This window comes from Peribacillus sp. FSL K6-5616 (assembly GCF_038008245.1).
In the GTDB taxonomy this organism is placed as follows: Bacteria; Bacillota; Bacilli; order Bacillales; family DSM-1321; genus Peribacillus; species Peribacillus frigoritolerans.
The window spans coordinates 406,054-423,133 of sequence record NZ_JBBOYT010000001.1 but is presented as its reverse complement, the minus strand read 5'-3'; the positions used below and the strand labels follow the sequence as shown (position 1 = coordinate 423,133).

Sequence of the window (17,080 nt, the reverse complement as noted above, 5' to 3'; positions counted from 1 at the left end):
CTTTTGATGAAATATGGTAATAAAGACCAGCAAAAAAGCCAGACAGAGAAACTCCATTCCCTGCTGGCTAATTTATCTTATTAGTCTCGTGCTGTTCTGATAAAAAACGATACGATCAAACCAATGATTGCAAGGACAAGGCCGAAAATAAAGGCATCTTGAACGCCTGCAGTCAATGAACCGCTAATGGCAGATGGATCGAACGGATCTTCTGCATTTGCCATATAATTTTTTTGGGATGCTGACATGATCGTAATGGCAACGGTTGTACCGATGGCCCCCGATACTTGTTGCAATGTATTCATTAGAGCCGTTCCATCCGGATAAAGATTTTTTGGCAGTTGATTCAGGCCATTTGTCTGGGCCGGCATCATGACCATCGAAACACCAATCATAAGGAGGGAATGCATGACGATTACCATTATGATCGTCGTTTCAGTCGTTACGTTCGTCAAAGTCCATAACATGACAATCATGATAATGAAGCCTGGAACCACTAACCCTCTTGGACCGAACTTATCAAAAATGCGCCCCGTAACCGGAGACATGATACCATTAAGCACTCCACCCGGCAATAGTACCAGTCCAGCAGAAAACGCAGCTAATGCAAGCCCGGTTTGCAGGTATAACGGTAAGAGAATCATGGATGACATGATGACCATGAAGGTGATGAAGACTGTTATTAACCCTAACGTGAACATCGGGTATTTAAAAACGCGCAAGTCAATCATCGGTTTATCCATATTGAATTGCCTCACAGCAAACAGGAATAATGCTATAAGTCCAACAATGATCGAGGATAAAACGATCGCATTGCTCCATCCTTGCTCTCCGACAATACTAAAGCCATAAACAATTCCCCCAAAACCAATGGTCGATAAAATAATGGATGGTACATCGATTTTAGGTTTGGTGATTATTGAAACGTTTTGCATATACTTGAGACCGAATAGTAAAGCGATCACAAAGAACGGCAAAGACACCCAGAAAATGTAATTCCATTTTAGATTTTCAATAATCAAGCCTGAAACTGTCGGCCCGATGGCTGGGGCAAACATGATCACCAGCCCCATCAATCCCATCGTCGCTCCCCTTTTATGAATAGGGAAAATCAATAAAATGGTATTGAACATGAGAGGTAATAAAAGACCCGTTCCGATTGCCTGGATGACACGGGCTAGCATCAAGATGCCGAACCCGGGTGCAATTGCTGCAATGAGCGTACCAATGATGGAGAACACCATTGAGGCAATGAATAATTGACGAGTATTGAACCACTGAATCAAGAGTCCCGAAACGGGAACCAGTATCCCCAATGTCAATAGGTAACCCGTTGTTAGCCATTGCACGGTTGAAGGACTGACATTGAATTCTTGAATTAGATCCCCCAGCGCCATGTTTAATGCCGTCTCGCTGAATAACCCGATGAACCCTGCAATTAAAAATGCAATTAATATAGGGGTCGTCCTAATGACTGGGTTTTGTTGCTGTGTTGCATCTGCTGACATAAAATAATTCCTCCAATTACTAACTGTTCGACCTAAGCTTAAGATAATTTTTCCGCATGACTTATTTATTTATCAGCAATAATGGTATCTGTTCCGCAATGGCTTGGAGAGGTTCCCCGTTTTTCGCCGTTAAGGATAAAAGGATACCGCCTTCAATCAAAGCATTAATTACGATACTCAATTCTTTAGCCCGTTTCTCACTGAAGTCCGCTTCGAGTAATTTCTTCACATAAATGGATTGCCAATCTTCCATCGCTTCTTGACAGGCCATTCTTATCTGCTCACTCGTCGTATATGTTTCCGCTGCAATCGTCCCGATTGGCAGTCCTAATAGATTTTCACTATGACCAAAAACCTCGGATAAATGAAAAATATGAGACTGAATGGCTTTAATAGGGTCTTCAATTTCATCAAACCCCCGTTTAATTTCATCTATCACGAAATCTTTTGTATGAATAATCGCCTCGATCGCCAATTCTTCTTTGCCTTTCGGAAAATAATGATACAGCGAACCTTTTGGGATACCACTTTCCTCAATAATGTCCTTAAGCCCCACACCGTAATATCCACGTATACGAAAAAGTCTGGAAGCAGCTTCAATAAGAATGTCTTTCGAGTTTCGTTTCTCTGCCATAGCTGGATCACTCCTTGAAATTATATCAACCGGTCTATTAGAGACTATACTTGTATATCATTGTTTTGTCAAAGATGAAACTTATGTATGCATGGAATATCGATTAAAACTCATTGGAAACAAAACAAAAAAGAACACCTCATAATGGTGTTCTCTGCAAGTTTAAAAAATCGAGAAAATCAATACCTTCTTTAAACAACCTGGAATTTTTTAAAACGCTTCCATTATTAATCAAACAGATCGGCCTGCCTCAATATTATCAAGGATTCTTGTCATGATTTTTGAAATCAAGAATAGCAATTACAAACATGCCAAAGCTTAGCATCAGGGAAATAACTTCGAAAGTACCCATTCATACATCGCCTCCTTATATCCAGCTTTTCCTGATCAGAGATTGTCCTATACAAGAAAAAGAATGAAGCAGTGGCTTTTAAACAAAAATAAGCAAACCCAATCAGGGTCTGCCCTTGTACTCCATTCGAATTTTTTTTCAAAAGATCGATCGCTGTTAATAACCAAGTTTTTTTTCTACAACGTTCATTAGGGGTTTACCGTCAGAAAAAAGCTTTAAATTTCTCAGGAATAATTCCATCACGCGGTCTAGGTGCTTGGAAGAGTTGTAAGCATTATGTGGGGAAACCATAACATTTTCCAGCTGCCAGAAAGGGTGGTCCTTAGGTAAAGGTTCTACTTCAAACACATCCAGAGCCGCTCCTGCTATGTGCCCATTGCTCAAGGAATGAATTAAATCTTCATCAACAATCGTATTACCTCGGCCGACATTGATTACGTAGCTGCCTTTTTTCATTTTATTTAAGCGTTCTTTATTAAAAAAGTATGATGTATCTTTTGTAAACGGAAGGGCCAAGACGACAAAGTCGGACCTGGAAAGGACCTCATCCACTTGATCCATTCCCATTATAAAATCAGCAGGTTCATATTCCGTGTTCCTCTTGGAGGGGTTCCGGCGGCACCCAATGACGGTCATACCCAGTGCTTTACATCTCTTTGCTATCTCATAGCCAATATCACCATACCCAATTATCCCCACTGTCGCATTCTCGAGATCTTTCACTGGAATTTCGACCCACGTTTTGTTTATTTGATTTCTGATCATTGTCGGTACGCCTCTTGCTAACGAAGATAGCATCGCAATTGTATGCTCGGCTATCGGGACAGATGTGCAGCCTTTGACATTGGTGATGATGACATCGCTGTTTTGTATATCTTCATTCAGCATGGCCTCCACTCCAGCACTGTCTGAATGGACCCATTTAATCTTTGGAGCTTTTTTTATAATGTTAAGATTATCATGAAGCCCCAGCGTATATAGGACATCAAACTGTGTTATATCAACTGTTGGCTGTGGTTCGGGTTCGCCGAATTCCCATGGCTCGACAACAACTTCTGAACAAATCTCCTTAAACTGATTGATGTATTTTTCCGGTATATCGACTCTGATATAAAGTGAAGGTGCTGTTTTCTTAGAAGCGGACATTATTAAACCTCCTCAAGAACCTACGATTCCTTTTTCCCTCTTTTATGGGAAGGCAATCCTTTGGGATTATACCAAGCCGTGCTTCATGGTCACTTCAAGAAATCTGGTTGCTCTTTTCTGATCCTTTCCCACAGAGGCTGGAAACTCAGCCATCCTTCATATTCCGTTCCCGTTTGTTCTGCTGTCAATTTTGCATACTCTTCTTCTATAAAAATCGGCTTACCTACAGATTCAGCCATTATCTGTGCTTGACATGAACGTTCCATCGTTATGAACCACCAAGCAGCTGAATCTACAGATTGGCCAACCGTTAACAATCCATGATTGCGGAGGATGACAGCTTTGTATTGACCTAAAGCCTTAGCAATGCGCCTACCTTCTTCGGATGCATAAACCACGCCTGTAAAATCATCAAATAATGCATGATCATTGTAAAATTGGCAGGCATCTTGAGTAATCGGATCTAACAGTCTCCCTAAGGAAGACCATGTCTTTCCATAGACCGAATGAGCATGTGCCGCTGCAATCGCATCCGGCCGCGCTTTATGAATTTCAGAATGAATGGCAAAGGCTGCACCATTAACGGAATGTTCACCCTCTACAATATCACCTTTATGATTAACCAATATAAGATCCGAAACGGAAATTTGACTAAAATGCATCCCAAACGGATTGACCCAGAAATGGTCTGTATATTTAGGATCACGGACTGTAATATGGCCGGCTATCCCTTCATCGAAACCAAACTTTGAAAAAAGGCGGAATGAAGCTGCCAAACGTTCCTTCCGGTGATCACGTTCTTCTTCCATAGTATTGAATGTTGCCGGTTGCAGGGAAATTGTCTTTGTCATATCTCGTTCCTCCTCGAATCTTTTTCCGTTTTTTTGCTGAAACATCAATTAGCCAAGGTGTCCATGTCAGCTTTGCTCTTTATATCTTGCTTTACTTCACTTTCGTTCTTATGATCCTTATTGGAACTTAGGAGAGTGATCGCAGTAATGACGACAAAACTAGTAGCGAGCCCGTACAGAATTGGTTGAGTGGAGGAAGGTCCATTAATCACCAATCCGACAATGATAACGATCATGCTGGCGAGAATCGAGTAAAATGCCGCTGTAGCCGTGACCCTTTTCCAAAAGAAACCAAGGATGATCGGAAAGAACACAGCACCGGATAAAATTGCGTAAGCTACATCCAATGCAACTAAAATATCTTGAATCCATATCGAAACGATGATGGCCAATACACCAATCGTTAAAGTTGTTATTCGGGATGTTTTTAAAAATTGTCGTTCACTCATTTTTGGACCAATATATTTTTTAATGATGTCATTAACAACTAAAGTGGAGGAAGCAAGCAAAGTTCCTGAAGCAGTGGACATTAGGGCTGATACCACACTCGCAATGACAACCCCTAATAGACCAGCAGGTAAAGTTACCATCGCTATACTGGTAAATGCATTTTGGGGATCGCCTAAATCAGGAAGGATAATAAAAGCGCACATTCCAATGATACTGATTGCAATCGCATAAAAAACACTATATAACCCCGCTCCAATCGTTCCGCCACGAGAAACAGCTTTGGTTCGTGCGGTGAATAGACGCTGCCAAATATCTTGGCCAACAACTACCCCGAGGGTAAATAATAGGAAATATTGAAAAATCGTCTCTCCGCCAATGTTCCCTAACTCGAAATGTGATGCTGGGAGATTTTCTTTAAGCGAGCCCCACCCTCCTGCCTTAGAGATGCTCATCGGAAGCATGATAAAGAAAATACCGATCGTCATGATGACGAATTGCACGACATCAGTCATGGTGACTGACCACATACCTCCTAATATTGTATAAAATAAAACGATCCCGCCTCCGACTATCATGGAAACCGTTAAATTCCAGCCAGCCAAAACATGTAAAATTGTCCCCATCCCAATCACTTGCGTTACAGTCAGCATGAATGTATAGATAACAGAGACAAGGGCACTGATCAATCTTGTCTGAGAGTTGTAGCGTTTCTCAAGCATTTCACTGATCGTCAATACTTTTAAATTAAATATCTTATTTGTTAAAAACAGCCCAATAGCGATAATGCCGAGCCCGATCATCACCACTAGCCAAATACCGGATATCCCAAACTGATAACCTAACTTTGCTGTTCCTAGAGTGGAAGCCCCCCCTAATATCACAGCAGCTAAACAGGATAAATACATAAAATGACCAAGATTGCGCCCTGCCACAATGAAATCATCTGCTGTTTTTGCCCGTTTGGATCCGATTACTCCCACAATGATTAAAACAGAAAAATATAGAATCATGATCGATATATCCAAAATATGCATGTACACATCTCCTTTTGGGCTTGTATTGTTCTTATCGCTTGTAAAGAGGGAAGAAAGGACTTTACCGCTTCCTTCCTTCTCTATAGAAATGAGGAAACTAATTATTAAGCTGCGTTTCCAAATCTCCTACTCTCTCTTTCTTCTCCATTTTCCCTTTTTTTGCGAGTGCGATGAGTGTGATGAATTCATAGACAATATTAGCGGCTGCAGCAGCCGTGATTTGTCCGTGATCGTATGATGGTAAAACCTCAACAAGATCGAATCCAACAAAATCTATATTCGTCAATCCTCTCACCAAGGCTAAAGCATCATCAATGCTGGCACCGGAAACTTCTGGAGTCCCCGTCCCCGGAGCATAAACCGGATCTAAAAAATCAATGTCAAAAGATAAAAACACCGGACCATTCGCAACACGCTCATGAATGACCCTTAGCATCTTTTCGACCCCGATACGCTTATAATCGTTTGTCGTGTAAACTCCCAAACCTAAATCCCGGGCATCCTGAAGATCTTCGGGTCCGTACAGACCGCCCCTCATACCAATTTGAAGAGATCGCGATACATCGATGAGCCCCTCTTCTATTGCGCGGCGAAAAACGGTTCCGTGATTATACTTTTGATCAAAATAACTATCCCAAGTGTCAGAGTGAGCATCGAACTGAAGCAGGGCAACGGGTCCATGTTTTTTTACGATTGCACGTAACTCCCCTAGTGTAATGGAATGATCGCCTCCCAATGAAATCGGAATGATCCCTTTTTCAATGACGGGGGTAAGCTCTTCTTCGATCTTTTTATATGTTTCCGAAATATACCCCGGGATGATCGGAACATCGCCATAATCAATTCCTGATATATAGTCAAAAATATTAATATCTTGTTCTGGATTATAAGGCCGTAAAAGGATTGAAAAATCGCGAATGGCTTCTGGTCCGAATCTAGCACCCGTCCTAAATGATTGCCCGGAATCAAATGGAATTCCCGTAATGACAAAATCCATATTTTCATCTATCTGTTCAACAAATGGGAGCCGCATAAACGTACGCACTCCACAAAAACGGGGTGATTTGAATGAGTCTTTCGGTTGATACTTCGTCATGTAACATCCTCCTAAATTCTAATTCTACTATTATTTTTTTCACTCCATTGCATTTGCAGATGTCATACAAACTTCCATCTATTCTAATAGAATGGATATTCATAACACCCTTGAAATTCTCTTCTTACCTTTTACATAAGCAAGATTCAGGCCAACTATTTCGCTGCGGTATATAAGGCTTTTCATTATTTTGTTTCATCAAATGATTAAAAACTTAATCATTTTCTTGTTTTTTGATTTATTTTTTGATTATTTAGACTTTTTGATTTATATTTTAATTAAACAGCATCCCAAAACCCAAAGGAGCGTAACGTATGTACGATGATATGCTGGAGGAAGAACTAAATAAAATTATTGAAACATCGAATAATAACATTCTCATTACCGATCAAGATGGAATCATTTTATATTCCAACCCAAAGCTTTGGGAGATTTATGGTATGAAAAGTGACTCTTATATCGGTACCTCCGTCTATCAATTAGAAAGTGAGGGCCTTCTTGCACCTTCCATCAATGCGATTGTTTTAAAGGAAAAGAAAGCGAAACGCATAATGCAAGAAACAAAGACGGGTCATGTTGTCATGTCGACTGGCTATCCCATTTTTAATAAGGAAGGACACCTCGTTAGGGTAATCAGCTATGGTCAGGATCAAACCGAGATCCTGCAATTGAAGGATCAATTTGAACAATTACAACGAAAAGTTAAAGGCTATCAAACGGAAGTCGAGGATTTAAGAGAAAAGGAACTGGATTACCATTATCTGATTGCCAGAAGTAATGAAACGAAACATATTTTAAAAACGATCCATAATGTTTCAAAAACCGATGCCACGATTCTCTTATTAGGACCTTCCGGGGTAGGGAAAAGCACTTTTGCCCGTGCTGTTCATGACCAAAGCAACCGAAAAAAAGAACCCTTTATCGAAGTGAATTGCAGCACGATACCGGAAAGTTTGTTTGAATCAGAAATATTCGGCTATGAGCCGGGATCATTTACAGGGGCAAATAAGCAAGGGAGGCAAGGCCTGATCGAGCAGGCTGACAGCGGTACTCTTTTCTTGGATGAAATTGGGGAACTCCCACTTGCCATGCAAGCTAAATTACTGAAAGTACTGCAGGAGAAAAAGATAAAGCGCATCGGTGGAAAAAAAGAAAACCATATTAACTTCCGCCTTGTTGCAGCAACTAATCAAGATTTGAAGGAGATGGTAAGTCAAGGTAGGTTTAGATTGGACTTATTTTATCGTTTGAATGTGATTCCCATCCAAATTCCGGCATTACATGAACGTAAAGAAGATATCCCTCTCTTAATTCAGCATTACTTAGAAAAAACCAATGATAAATACCAGAAATACAAAAAAATCCATCCATCGACTTATGAAGTTTTGACCCATTATCATTGGCCCGGAAATATACGGGAATTAGAAAACTTAATCGAACGGTTAATCCTGACCATCGAAGAGCCAATTATATTTCCCGAACACCTTCCACAATCCATCACAGGGCAAGTGGACCCCCCTGAAGATTCCACCTTCCTCGCAATCGAACAGGAATGTGAAGAGAATTTCGATTTAAAGAAGACATTGGAAAACGTTGAAAGGCAATTGATTGCAAAAGCATGGAAAAAATGTAAAACCACATACGAAATGGCAGAACATTTGGGCATCAGCCAGCCAACAGTCATCTATAAATTAAAGAAATACAAAAAGTATTTGTAAATTCATCTGGACTGAAATCCCCCGTAAACCATGAATGGTCCTTAGTCTTTAGCCATAGATGCTATTCAAGCTAAGGGCGCTTTTTAATATTTGCCGGCAATTCGAAGTGAAACGTATGAAGATTATCGACCATTCCAATATAAAGGCCATCAAAAAAATCCCCATTCAAGTTGAATGGGATTCACAATATCACGTTTCCATTTTTAATGTTACAGCTTACATTATTTCAAACGGATGATCATCAGTGAAGCTCCTGCAGATCCCCCACCTGTTAAGACAACGGTAGCCACTAAACCAATTAGCTTAAGGGATATTATATCCCCTGCTGATTAATGTACAATTACATCATTGAAAAACCCTCTTAGTATGTTTGGCAACCCCACTATATGTGGTTTTTTTTCATCTTTGGTCGAAATGTAAAAAGGCTCCCATAAAAGGAAGCCACAGTTTGTAGACAAAAGGGGTTCGGAATTAAAAAATTCTGAACCCCTTTTGAAATTCCCTTTGAATTTTCGCCTAAAGTTTAGAGATTGGGGCTCTACGAGCCCACTATGTTAGGCCATTTTTGGACCTTGCCATGTCCAATTGGCCATCTTCTTTAAATTAATGGCAGCGAAAGTAAGCATCGCCTGCATCGACAATTTTTTAAGTCCCCTTAAAGTAGTCCAACGCATACCATGCTTTTCTTTTGCATCTGCGAATACACGCTCAATCGTTTCTTTACGTTTTGCATATATAGGTTTTACATCTTGATGATGACGCAGATGATCTGCTTCTTCCACATGTGTTTGCCAGATATGCCGTGTCACCACTTTTTGACAGTCTTTGCTTTCTGTACACCGAGATAAAAATGAGCATGTTGTACAAATTTGTTTTGGCGATTTGTACTCGCGATAGCCCTCTTTATTTGTTGTTGAGTACTTTAAAGTTTCGCCCGAAGGGCAAAGGTAACAATCAAAATGTTCATCGTATACATAGTCCTGTTTGCGGAAAAATCCTTCTTTGGTGCGAGGACGTGTATAAGGTAAAGCCGGTATGATTTCTTTGTTAAATAGGTAGCTTGTAATCGCTGGTGTTTTATAAGCTGCATCTGCGGCAACGGCTTCCGGTTTTCCAACTTTCTCAATCACTTGTTCAACTAGTGGCTCTAAGATCTGACTGTCATGTGTATTTCCAGGTGTTACAATCGTTCCCAATACAAAACCGTTGCGGTCTGCGGCCGCGTGGAATGAATAGGCAAACTGTTTTGTTCGTTCATCTTTCACATAGTAGCCACTCTCAGAATCCGTTGTACTTTCTTTAATCTCTTTGGTCTCTTCTTTATCAAATTTATCTGGTGGAAAAGGCTTTTTTCCATGGTTTTCACGATCTTGATTGATTTCTTCTTGAAGACGTCCTTGATACGCTCGTGTTTCTTTACGAACGATTTTCTTTTCAAATTTCCGTTTATTCGCACTGGCTTTCACATGTGTGGAATCCACGAAAACGTGTTCAGCACTTATTAACTTTTTATTAGCAGCTGTCATTAAAATGCGATAGAAAATCTGTTCAAACAGATCTGTATCTTTGAAGCGTCGCTCATAATTTTTCCCGAACGTAGAGAAATGAGGTACTTTATCATGGAAACCATAGCCTAAGAACCAACGGTAAGCCATATTGGTTTCAACTTCTTCAATCGTTTTACGCATGGAACGAATACCGAAGGTATATTGAATGAAAGTCAGTTTAACTAAAATAACTGGATCAATACTTGGGCGTCCTACCTCTGAATACATATCTTTCACCAAGTCATAAATGAAAGTGAAGTCAATGGCAGCCTCCATTTTACGAACCAAATGGTTCGGTGGCACCAATTGATCTAAAGTAATCATTTCAAGTTGATCTCGCTGAATAGAATCATGTTTAGAAAGCATCCTCATCACCTCAAGTTTTAATACTTCTATTTTAAAACAAACATGACTCCAGGCAAAAGTGTTCTATCTAAAAGGTAAGACAAAGTTGATTGGAACGGAAGGTACGAGACTCCTGCGGGAAAAGCGCGTCTAGGGGAGACCCCGCAGGCGAAAGCCGAGGAGGCTCCCCGACCGCCCGCGGAAAGCGAGTGCCTGGAGTGGAAATCAACGTCCAAATTGTACAAGCCATAAAAATAGACAAACTCGATTTTCATCGAGTTTGTCTACAGTCTGAGGCTCCCATAAAAGGAAGCCATTCATTTACTAACATAATAATCTTGCCAAACATTTTTATACATTCAAGCTTTTTTCCAATTTGGAACCGCAAGATTCGCGGATAATCAACTCATCTTCCAGAACGAATTTTTTCTTTTCAATGGTTCCGCCTTTCATTAAGGTCAGCAATAAGTTCGTTGCCTTTTTCCCTATTTCGTACTTAGGCTGGTCAATGGTCGTCATATGCGGATTAAAAATCGATGCTATTTTCAAATTATCAAAACCTACGACAGCAATATCCTCGGGAACGCTCAACCCATGATCCTGGATTGCCTTTACAGCTCCCAGCGCCATTTCATCATTAAATACAAACACTGCTTCAGGCTTGTTATCAAGCGATAATAATTTCACCATCTGGTCATAACCTGAGTCAATGCCATAATCCCCTTCCTGGATGTATTCCGGGTTAACTTTCAAGTGATGCTTCTTCATTGCCTGCTGGAACCCCCCTAGGCGATCCCGGCTAAGGATGATGTTCATAGGCGCTGTTATATGGGCAATCCGTCTATAACCAAGGTTGATTAAATGTTCCGTTACTTTTCTGGCACTGCTTACATTGTCGATCGAAACAGTTGGAATGTCCAGCCCGTCCACGTATTCACATGCCAATACAATCGGAAATTGATTTGATAGTTTTTCCAGGCTTTCCCTATTCATTCTAGCAGTAAGGAGTAACGCTCCATCTGCCTGCTTTTTGTAAAGCAAATCGATATATTCCTTTTCCCGTTCAATATCGTTCTCCGTATCTCCCAATATAACCTGATAGCCATTTTCTACAGCTGTATGCTCAATGCCCCGAAGCACTTCGGAAAAAAAGGGCCTTGTGATATCCGGAACGACGACCAGAATGATCTTTGTCTCTTTAGTCCTGAACTGACTGGCAATCATGTGAGGCTTGTAATTCATCTCTTCAATCACCTGCAGCACCTTTTGTTTAGTTTCCTCGCTGACTAAATCCGGCTGTCTGAGCACTCTTGAAACGGTTGCAGGAGATACGTTGGCCAATTTCGCCACATCGCTCATTTTCATACTATTATCTCCACCTGCCTATTTCTTTTATCATTTTCATTAAGTCCATTATAAAGTAATTTAGACTTCATGTTAAAACATCGAATTCTCTAGGCAATGTTTCTTTCAAAACATTCATGGATTTTTTCACGCCCGTTAGTGGTTCCATTGTCAAATCTTCCATTTCGAGAACGATGGGCCCTTCATAACCAATCATTTTAACAATAGTAAAAAACTCCTTCCACCAGCCACTGTCGTGCCCATACCCGAGTGCAACATAATTCCATGATCTACCTGCATATTGGTTCATTGGTTTCACATCAATTAACCCCTGGACGTCATATATCCCTCTTTCCAAGCGGACATCTTTTGCATGAATATGATAAACTGCGCTTCCTAAAGCCCTTAAAGCCGCAATGGGGTCGCCGCCCATCCAAAATAAATGACTCGGATCAAAATTCATGCCGATCGTATCACCGACTTCATACCTCAATTTAAAGAGTGTTTCAGGATTGTAAACTAAATTGCAGCCTAGATTTTCGATGGCAACCTTTCTAACCCCATTTTGTTTTGCCGTTATCACAGCTTTTTCCCAATAAGGGAATGCCACTTCATTCCACTGCCAATCAAGCATCTCAAAGTGTGAGGGCAAAATGGGATGTGTCAGCCAATTTGGCGTCCTGTCACTTGGTCCGCCGCCAGGACACCCCGACATCATGACAACCGTTTCAACACCTAAAAGCCCAGCTAGCTGAAAGGTCTTATTAACAACGGCTTTATGCATCTCTCCTTCATCTGATGGATCAAGCTGATTGCCAGAACAATTCAACGCTGCAATGCTAATCCCCCTTACATTCAATTCATTTAATAATTGCTTTCGTTTTGCTGCATTGCCAAGAAGACCATCGAGATCGAGATGTGGAGCCTTCGACCAATTGCCGCATCCTAGCTCCAGTGTCTCTATTCCCTGGTCCACACACGTATCCAGCATCTCTTCAAATGGCATGTAACCTAAAATATCAGTAACTAAACCAACCTTCATAAGTGCTCCTCCTCTATTAAACTAGCATCCCTTTCACATCGCTTAGTTCAAATTCAAATTATGTTTTGTTGCTTTCCTTTCAAGGTGACTCCATACAATCATAGAGAATAAAGCGGTTAAACCTAATGACCCCGCGAAATAAAATCCTGAAGAAATACCTAAATGAGAAATCAATATTCCTGCAATGAAAGGTCCAGCGAACATACCAATCGCGTAGATTGCTTGATACGCCCCCATGGCCGTTGCCCTTTTTTCAAGGGAAATTGTCTCTACCGCCATTCCTAAAAACAATGGAAAAAGAATGCCTAATGAGAATCCATTCAATCCTTGAATCAGAAAAAGCAGCCCTTTTGTTTCTGCTAATGGCGTACATGCTGTAAAAATGGCCGTAAGAGTAAAAGCTAGTTTCAGTAACTTCCATTGTCCGAATAATGGTACGAATATTTTCCCGCTAAGCATGGTGGCAACGGCATGAGGAATCATGAATGAAAAGATGACCATGCTGATCTCATCAGTATGGAGCCCAAGCTTTAAGGCAAATGCCGGGGTGAAGCCGAACATTGTCGAGAAGATGATGCCATGTGCGAGAATGGATAGAAATGATACTTTTAAAAGCGCCGGTTCAAGCATGACTGATAACAGTTCTTTCAATTGAATGGGCTTTTTTTGAAAATCCTCGTTTGATTCGTAAATAAAAAGCGAAAGGACGATACCAACGAAACCGATGATCCCGCCTATCCAAAAAGGTGCGTGCCATCCCCATAGATCGACAATGTATCCGCTGACCACCATTCCAAGCAGCTGTGCCAGAACCACAGCTAACGAGATACTGCCCATCGCTCGGTGAAGATCATATTCTGAAAAGTAGCTGGAAAATAAAATGGTGAACGCTACCCATGTAGCGGCGGCAACGCCTGCTAAAGAGCGGGCCAAAAGGATCCAGCCTAAACTATCGGCCCATGCAAATGTGACGCAGCTCAACGTACTCACGGCCATCCCAAAGATAATAAAAGGCTTTCTTACTTTTATGAGATCGGATAGGATTCCGAACGGAAGCCTGAAGAGAAATTGCATCAGCCCGTAACTGCCTAATACCATGCCGATAAATGTATAATCCCCACCAATCATCTCAAGGTAAGGAGACAAAATGGGAATATAAATGAAATTAGAAAACCAAAAAATAAAGCAGAGCACTAAAAACAAAAATCTATTACGTGCGGTATGTAACAAAGTCATTTCAACACTTCCTCTGACCAGCGAGCTATTTTTTTACCAATGGTACCTTAGGTAAAAAGTGAATGTACAAAAGGTGCCCGCAACGTAGTTGGGAACACCTTTTCATTCTTAAGCCTTTCCACTTGTATTGAACTCTGCGATTTTTCTCTTCACGACGGTGATGATAGCTTCTTTCGCTGGTGTGATGATGGCGCGAGGCTCATATACTGTGCCTTCAACGGCCAATACTTCCCGAACGGTTTTTGCCCACACTTGTATGCTTTCGGTATTGACATTTATTTTAGCGTGTCCAAGTTCAATTGCTTTTTTGATTTGGTGCAGCGGTATACCTGAGCCTCCATGTAAGACGAGAGGCACATTCGTCATGTTCGAAATTAATTCCATTTCCTCAAAACCGAGTTTAGGTTCTCCTTGATATGGGCCATGAACGGAACCCAAAGCAGCCGCTAGTGCATCAATTCCCGTTTCTTTTACAATCCTCGTGCAATCATGGGGATCTGCATATTGAATACCGCCGACAAGGCCATCTTCCGTCCCACCGACTGTCCCCACTTCCGCCTCAACGGAAACGCCAAACTTTTGGGCATAGTCGACAACCCTTTTGGTGATTTCAATATTTACATCTATTGGATGATGGGAGCCATCGATCATGACTGATGTAAAACCCGCCTCTATCGCTTTCTTGCAGCGTTCTACATCCATTCCATGATCAAGATGAAGGGCAACCGGAACCGTAATGTCCATTTCTTCCATAAGGCTTTTTACCATAGCAGCAATCGTTTTAAATCCGCCAAGATAATCAACAAGCCTGTCCGATGCCGCAAGTATGATCGGCGCTCGTTCCTCATTGGCAGCCTGTAAAAACGACTGGGCGAATTCCAGACCATTAATATTATATTGACCCACAGCATACCTTTCTGCTTTTGCTTTTAAAAGCATCTCATTCATTGCTACTAAAGGCATTATTCCATCACCCCCTTATTCCCGAGATTATTAAGATCTATTCATACATTCTGTAGTGCAAAGTATTTTGAAATAACTTGAATTGTCGTTTCTTTTGCGGTCTTAATGGCTTCTTCAGCATCAAGTTCATAATATTCTGGACGGAACAATTCCACAGAGGCGACGTCAGAATAACCAATTCCCTTCAAGATGGATAATATGCTGTCTAAATCTATGGCACCATGTCCAGGCCATACCCGGTCTTCATCCGTCAAAAAACCAATCGGAAAATCCTCTGTATCATCAATGTGTAAAATGAAGATTTTCTCCCCATCCGCTTTCTTCAAGTCTTCCAAACTGGAACCCATAGCATGGAAGTGAAAACAGTCCAGTACCAAACCAACATTATCACGGTTGACTGTTTCAACGATATCGTATGCCTGACCGAATGTATTCACAGTACATTGCGGATGCCCGACAAATTCCACTGCAATTTTAACGCCAAACGGTTCAGCGATCTCGGAAAGTTCAGCCAATACTTCCACACAGCTGTTTTTAATATCTTCTTTCAATATTTTCGCATCCGTTACAAGCGGAACCGCCACCACATATTTCACACCCAATTTCTCCGCCATGATCATCATATTCTTAAATTCGGCTATTATCGACTTATGACCGTCTTTATCGCGGTTATTAAAGAATACGAGGGCGTTGAAGGCAAGTGGCTTAATATGATTTGCATTAAAAAATTCGGCCAGTTCTTCAATTGTGTGTTCTTCCAAATACTCAGGCAATTTATCCATGGTACGGATTTCGATATAATCGTAACCGTGTTTTTCACAGTGTTTGAGATCTTTGACCAAGTTGGAATTTTCAAGTGTGGTCGCTTGGTTGAAACAAAGTTTCATTCTGTCAGCCTCCAATTCTTTCTGCTAAACCCAATCCGTCTCTCATTTTTTGAAGCATAAGCTTACTTGACCAGTCTGCTTTGTCGATCCAAGCAAATACTGCATTAGTAGCGATGCCGTCAAAATTCATTTCTTTCAGTTTTTTGAAGATCGTATCAAAGTCAACTTCGGCTTCGCCGATGTTCAAATGCTGATGGACGGTTGCCTCGACACCTGGAGGATTGACGATATAACGGAGTCCGTTGGACGCTTTATGATTGAATGTATCAGCAAACAAGACATGTTGCAGGCGATCCCCGGCAGAATCGAACATAGGGGCAATATCGCCTTTGCCATCATCATAGAAAAATGTATGTGCTGTTGAATATACTAGGTTGATCCACGGACGATCAAGGGCACGGATCATATCCATAGCTCCCTCATGCGTTTCGATGAAATCGAATGGGTGTGCCTGCAAATTAAGTTTAACGCCTTCCCTTTCAAATACCGGAAGGAGTTCATCCATTGATTTAATGAATTTTTCTTCACAGATAACTTCATTGAATTTAGATCCGTTAAATTCACTATTCATCAAGTCAACATCCAATTCCACTGCCACTTCAATGGCGCGTTTCCAATTACGGACTGCGGCCTGGCGCCGTTCCTCATCAGGACCGGCCCAGTAGTAAAGCGGAAGCAAGGATGATATCTTCACACCTGCGTCGCTGCACCAGCGTTTCAAATTTTTAATCTGTTCCTTATCCACTTTAGGATATTTATAGAATGGACAAAAATCTTCCCTCGGTGACAGTTCGATATATTCATAGCCTAGTTCCGCTGTTTTATCGACCATTTCTTTTAATGATAAATTGGCATACATCGTAGGATCCAAAGCTAGTTTCATGGTCTTTCCCCCTATAATTTATTTTTCGTTCAATGCATAATTAC

Annotated in this window: 15 protein-coding genes; 1 reads left to right on the top strand and 14 read right to left on the bottom strand. The window is 41.1% G+C overall.

The window, feature by feature from the left end:
* Window positions 1–80 precede the first annotated feature (80 nt).
* From MHB45_RS02055 to speB, 7 genes are all read right to left on the bottom strand, one after another.
* Complete coding sequence (locus tag MHB45_RS02055) at window positions 81–1,508, bottom strand: MDR family MFS transporter (protein WP_048689101.1); 1,428 nt, start codon at window positions 1,506–1,508, stop codon at window positions 81–83.
* A gap of 61 nt (window positions 1,509–1,569) precedes the next feature.
* Window positions 1,570–2,142, bottom strand: a complete 573-nt coding sequence (locus tag MHB45_RS02050; protein WP_048689098.1) for a TetR/AcrR family transcriptional regulator — start codon at window positions 2,140–2,142, stop codon at window positions 1,570–1,572.
* A 259-nt stretch (window positions 2,143–2,401) separates the two neighbouring features.
* Complete coding sequence (locus MHB45_RS28180; protein WP_220126990.1) at window positions 2,402–2,494, bottom strand: putative holin-like toxin; 93 nt, start codon at window positions 2,492–2,494, stop codon at window positions 2,402–2,404.
* Between the two features lie 156 nt (window positions 2,495–2,650).
* A complete protein-coding gene (locus MHB45_RS02045; protein ID WP_048689095.1) occupies window positions 2,651–3,640 on the bottom strand; it encodes a D-2-hydroxyacid dehydrogenase in 990 nt (329 codons plus the stop codon).
* An 89-nt stretch (window positions 3,641–3,729) separates the two neighbouring features.
* Entirely contained in the window at window positions 3,730–4,536 is an 807-nt protein-coding gene (locus MHB45_RS02040; protein ID WP_260088742.1) for a class II aldolase/adducin family protein, read from the bottom strand.
* The gene (locus MHB45_RS02035) at window positions 4,536–5,975 is read right to left on the bottom strand and encodes a sodium:solute symporter (protein ID WP_048689089.1); all 1,440 of its coding nucleotides are present in this window, start codon (window positions 5,973–5,975) and stop codon (window positions 4,536–4,538) included. The genes MHB45_RS02040 and MHB45_RS02035 overlap by 1 nt, the downstream gene beginning before the upstream one ends.
* A gap of 97 nt (window positions 5,976–6,072) precedes the next feature.
* Complete coding sequence (speB, locus tag MHB45_RS02030; protein ID WP_048689085.1) at window positions 6,073–7,071, bottom strand: agmatinase; 999 nt, start codon at window positions 7,069–7,071, stop codon at window positions 6,073–6,075.
* A gap of 314 nt (window positions 7,072–7,385) precedes the next feature.
* Here speB and MHB45_RS02025 point away from each other — a divergent pair, with 314 nt between their 5' ends.
* The gene (locus MHB45_RS02025; protein WP_318285036.1) at window positions 7,386–8,789 is read left to right on the top strand and encodes a sigma-54 interaction domain-containing protein; all 1,404 of its coding nucleotides are present in this window, start codon (window positions 7,386–7,388) and stop codon (window positions 8,787–8,789) included.
* Window positions 8,790–9,343: 554 nt separating this feature from the next.
* Here the strand turns inward: MHB45_RS02025 and MHB45_RS02020 are convergent.
* The 7 genes from MHB45_RS02020 to MHB45_RS01990 form a co-directional block, all read right to left on the bottom strand.
* Window positions 9,344–10,702 (bottom strand): IS1182 family transposase, encoded by a 1,359-nt coding sequence (locus MHB45_RS02020; RefSeq protein WP_072272405.1) that lies wholly within the window; start codon window positions 10,700–10,702, stop codon window positions 9,344–9,346.
* A 330-nt stretch (window positions 10,703–11,032) separates the two neighbouring features.
* On the bottom strand, window positions 11,033–12,046 hold the full coding sequence (locus MHB45_RS02015) for a LacI family DNA-binding transcriptional regulator (RefSeq protein ID WP_072272447.1): 1,014 nt from the start codon (window positions 12,044–12,046) through the stop codon (window positions 11,033–11,035).
* 67 nt (window positions 12,047–12,113) lie between these two features.
* Window positions 12,114–13,067 (bottom strand): sugar phosphate isomerase/epimerase family protein, encoded by a 954-nt coding sequence (locus MHB45_RS02010; protein WP_072272446.1) that lies wholly within the window; start codon window positions 13,065–13,067, stop codon window positions 12,114–12,116.
* 42 nt (window positions 13,068–13,109) lie between these two features.
* On the bottom strand, window positions 13,110–14,303 hold the full coding sequence (locus tag MHB45_RS02005) for an MFS transporter (protein ID WP_338565076.1): 1,194 nt from the start codon (window positions 14,301–14,303) through the stop codon (window positions 13,110–13,112).
* A 108-nt stretch (window positions 14,304–14,411) separates the two neighbouring features.
* Window positions 14,412–15,266 (bottom strand): class II fructose-1,6-bisphosphate aldolase, encoded by an 855-nt coding sequence (gene fba, locus MHB45_RS02000; RefSeq protein ID WP_048684338.1) that lies wholly within the window; start codon window positions 15,264–15,266, stop codon window positions 14,412–14,414.
* Window positions 15,267–15,307: 41 nt separating this feature from the next.
* Window positions 15,308–16,153: a 2-keto-myo-inositol isomerase gene (gene iolI / locus MHB45_RS01995; RefSeq protein ID WP_048684336.1), complete on the bottom strand. Its 846-nt coding sequence runs from the start codon at window positions 16,151–16,153 to the stop codon at window positions 15,308–15,310.
* Window positions 16,154–16,157: 4 nt separating this feature from the next.
* Window positions 16,158–17,036: a sugar phosphate isomerase/epimerase family protein gene (locus MHB45_RS01990; RefSeq protein ID WP_053533868.1), complete on the bottom strand. Its 879-nt coding sequence runs from the start codon at window positions 17,034–17,036 to the stop codon at window positions 16,158–16,160.
* Window positions 17,037–17,080: the final 44 nt, after the last annotated feature.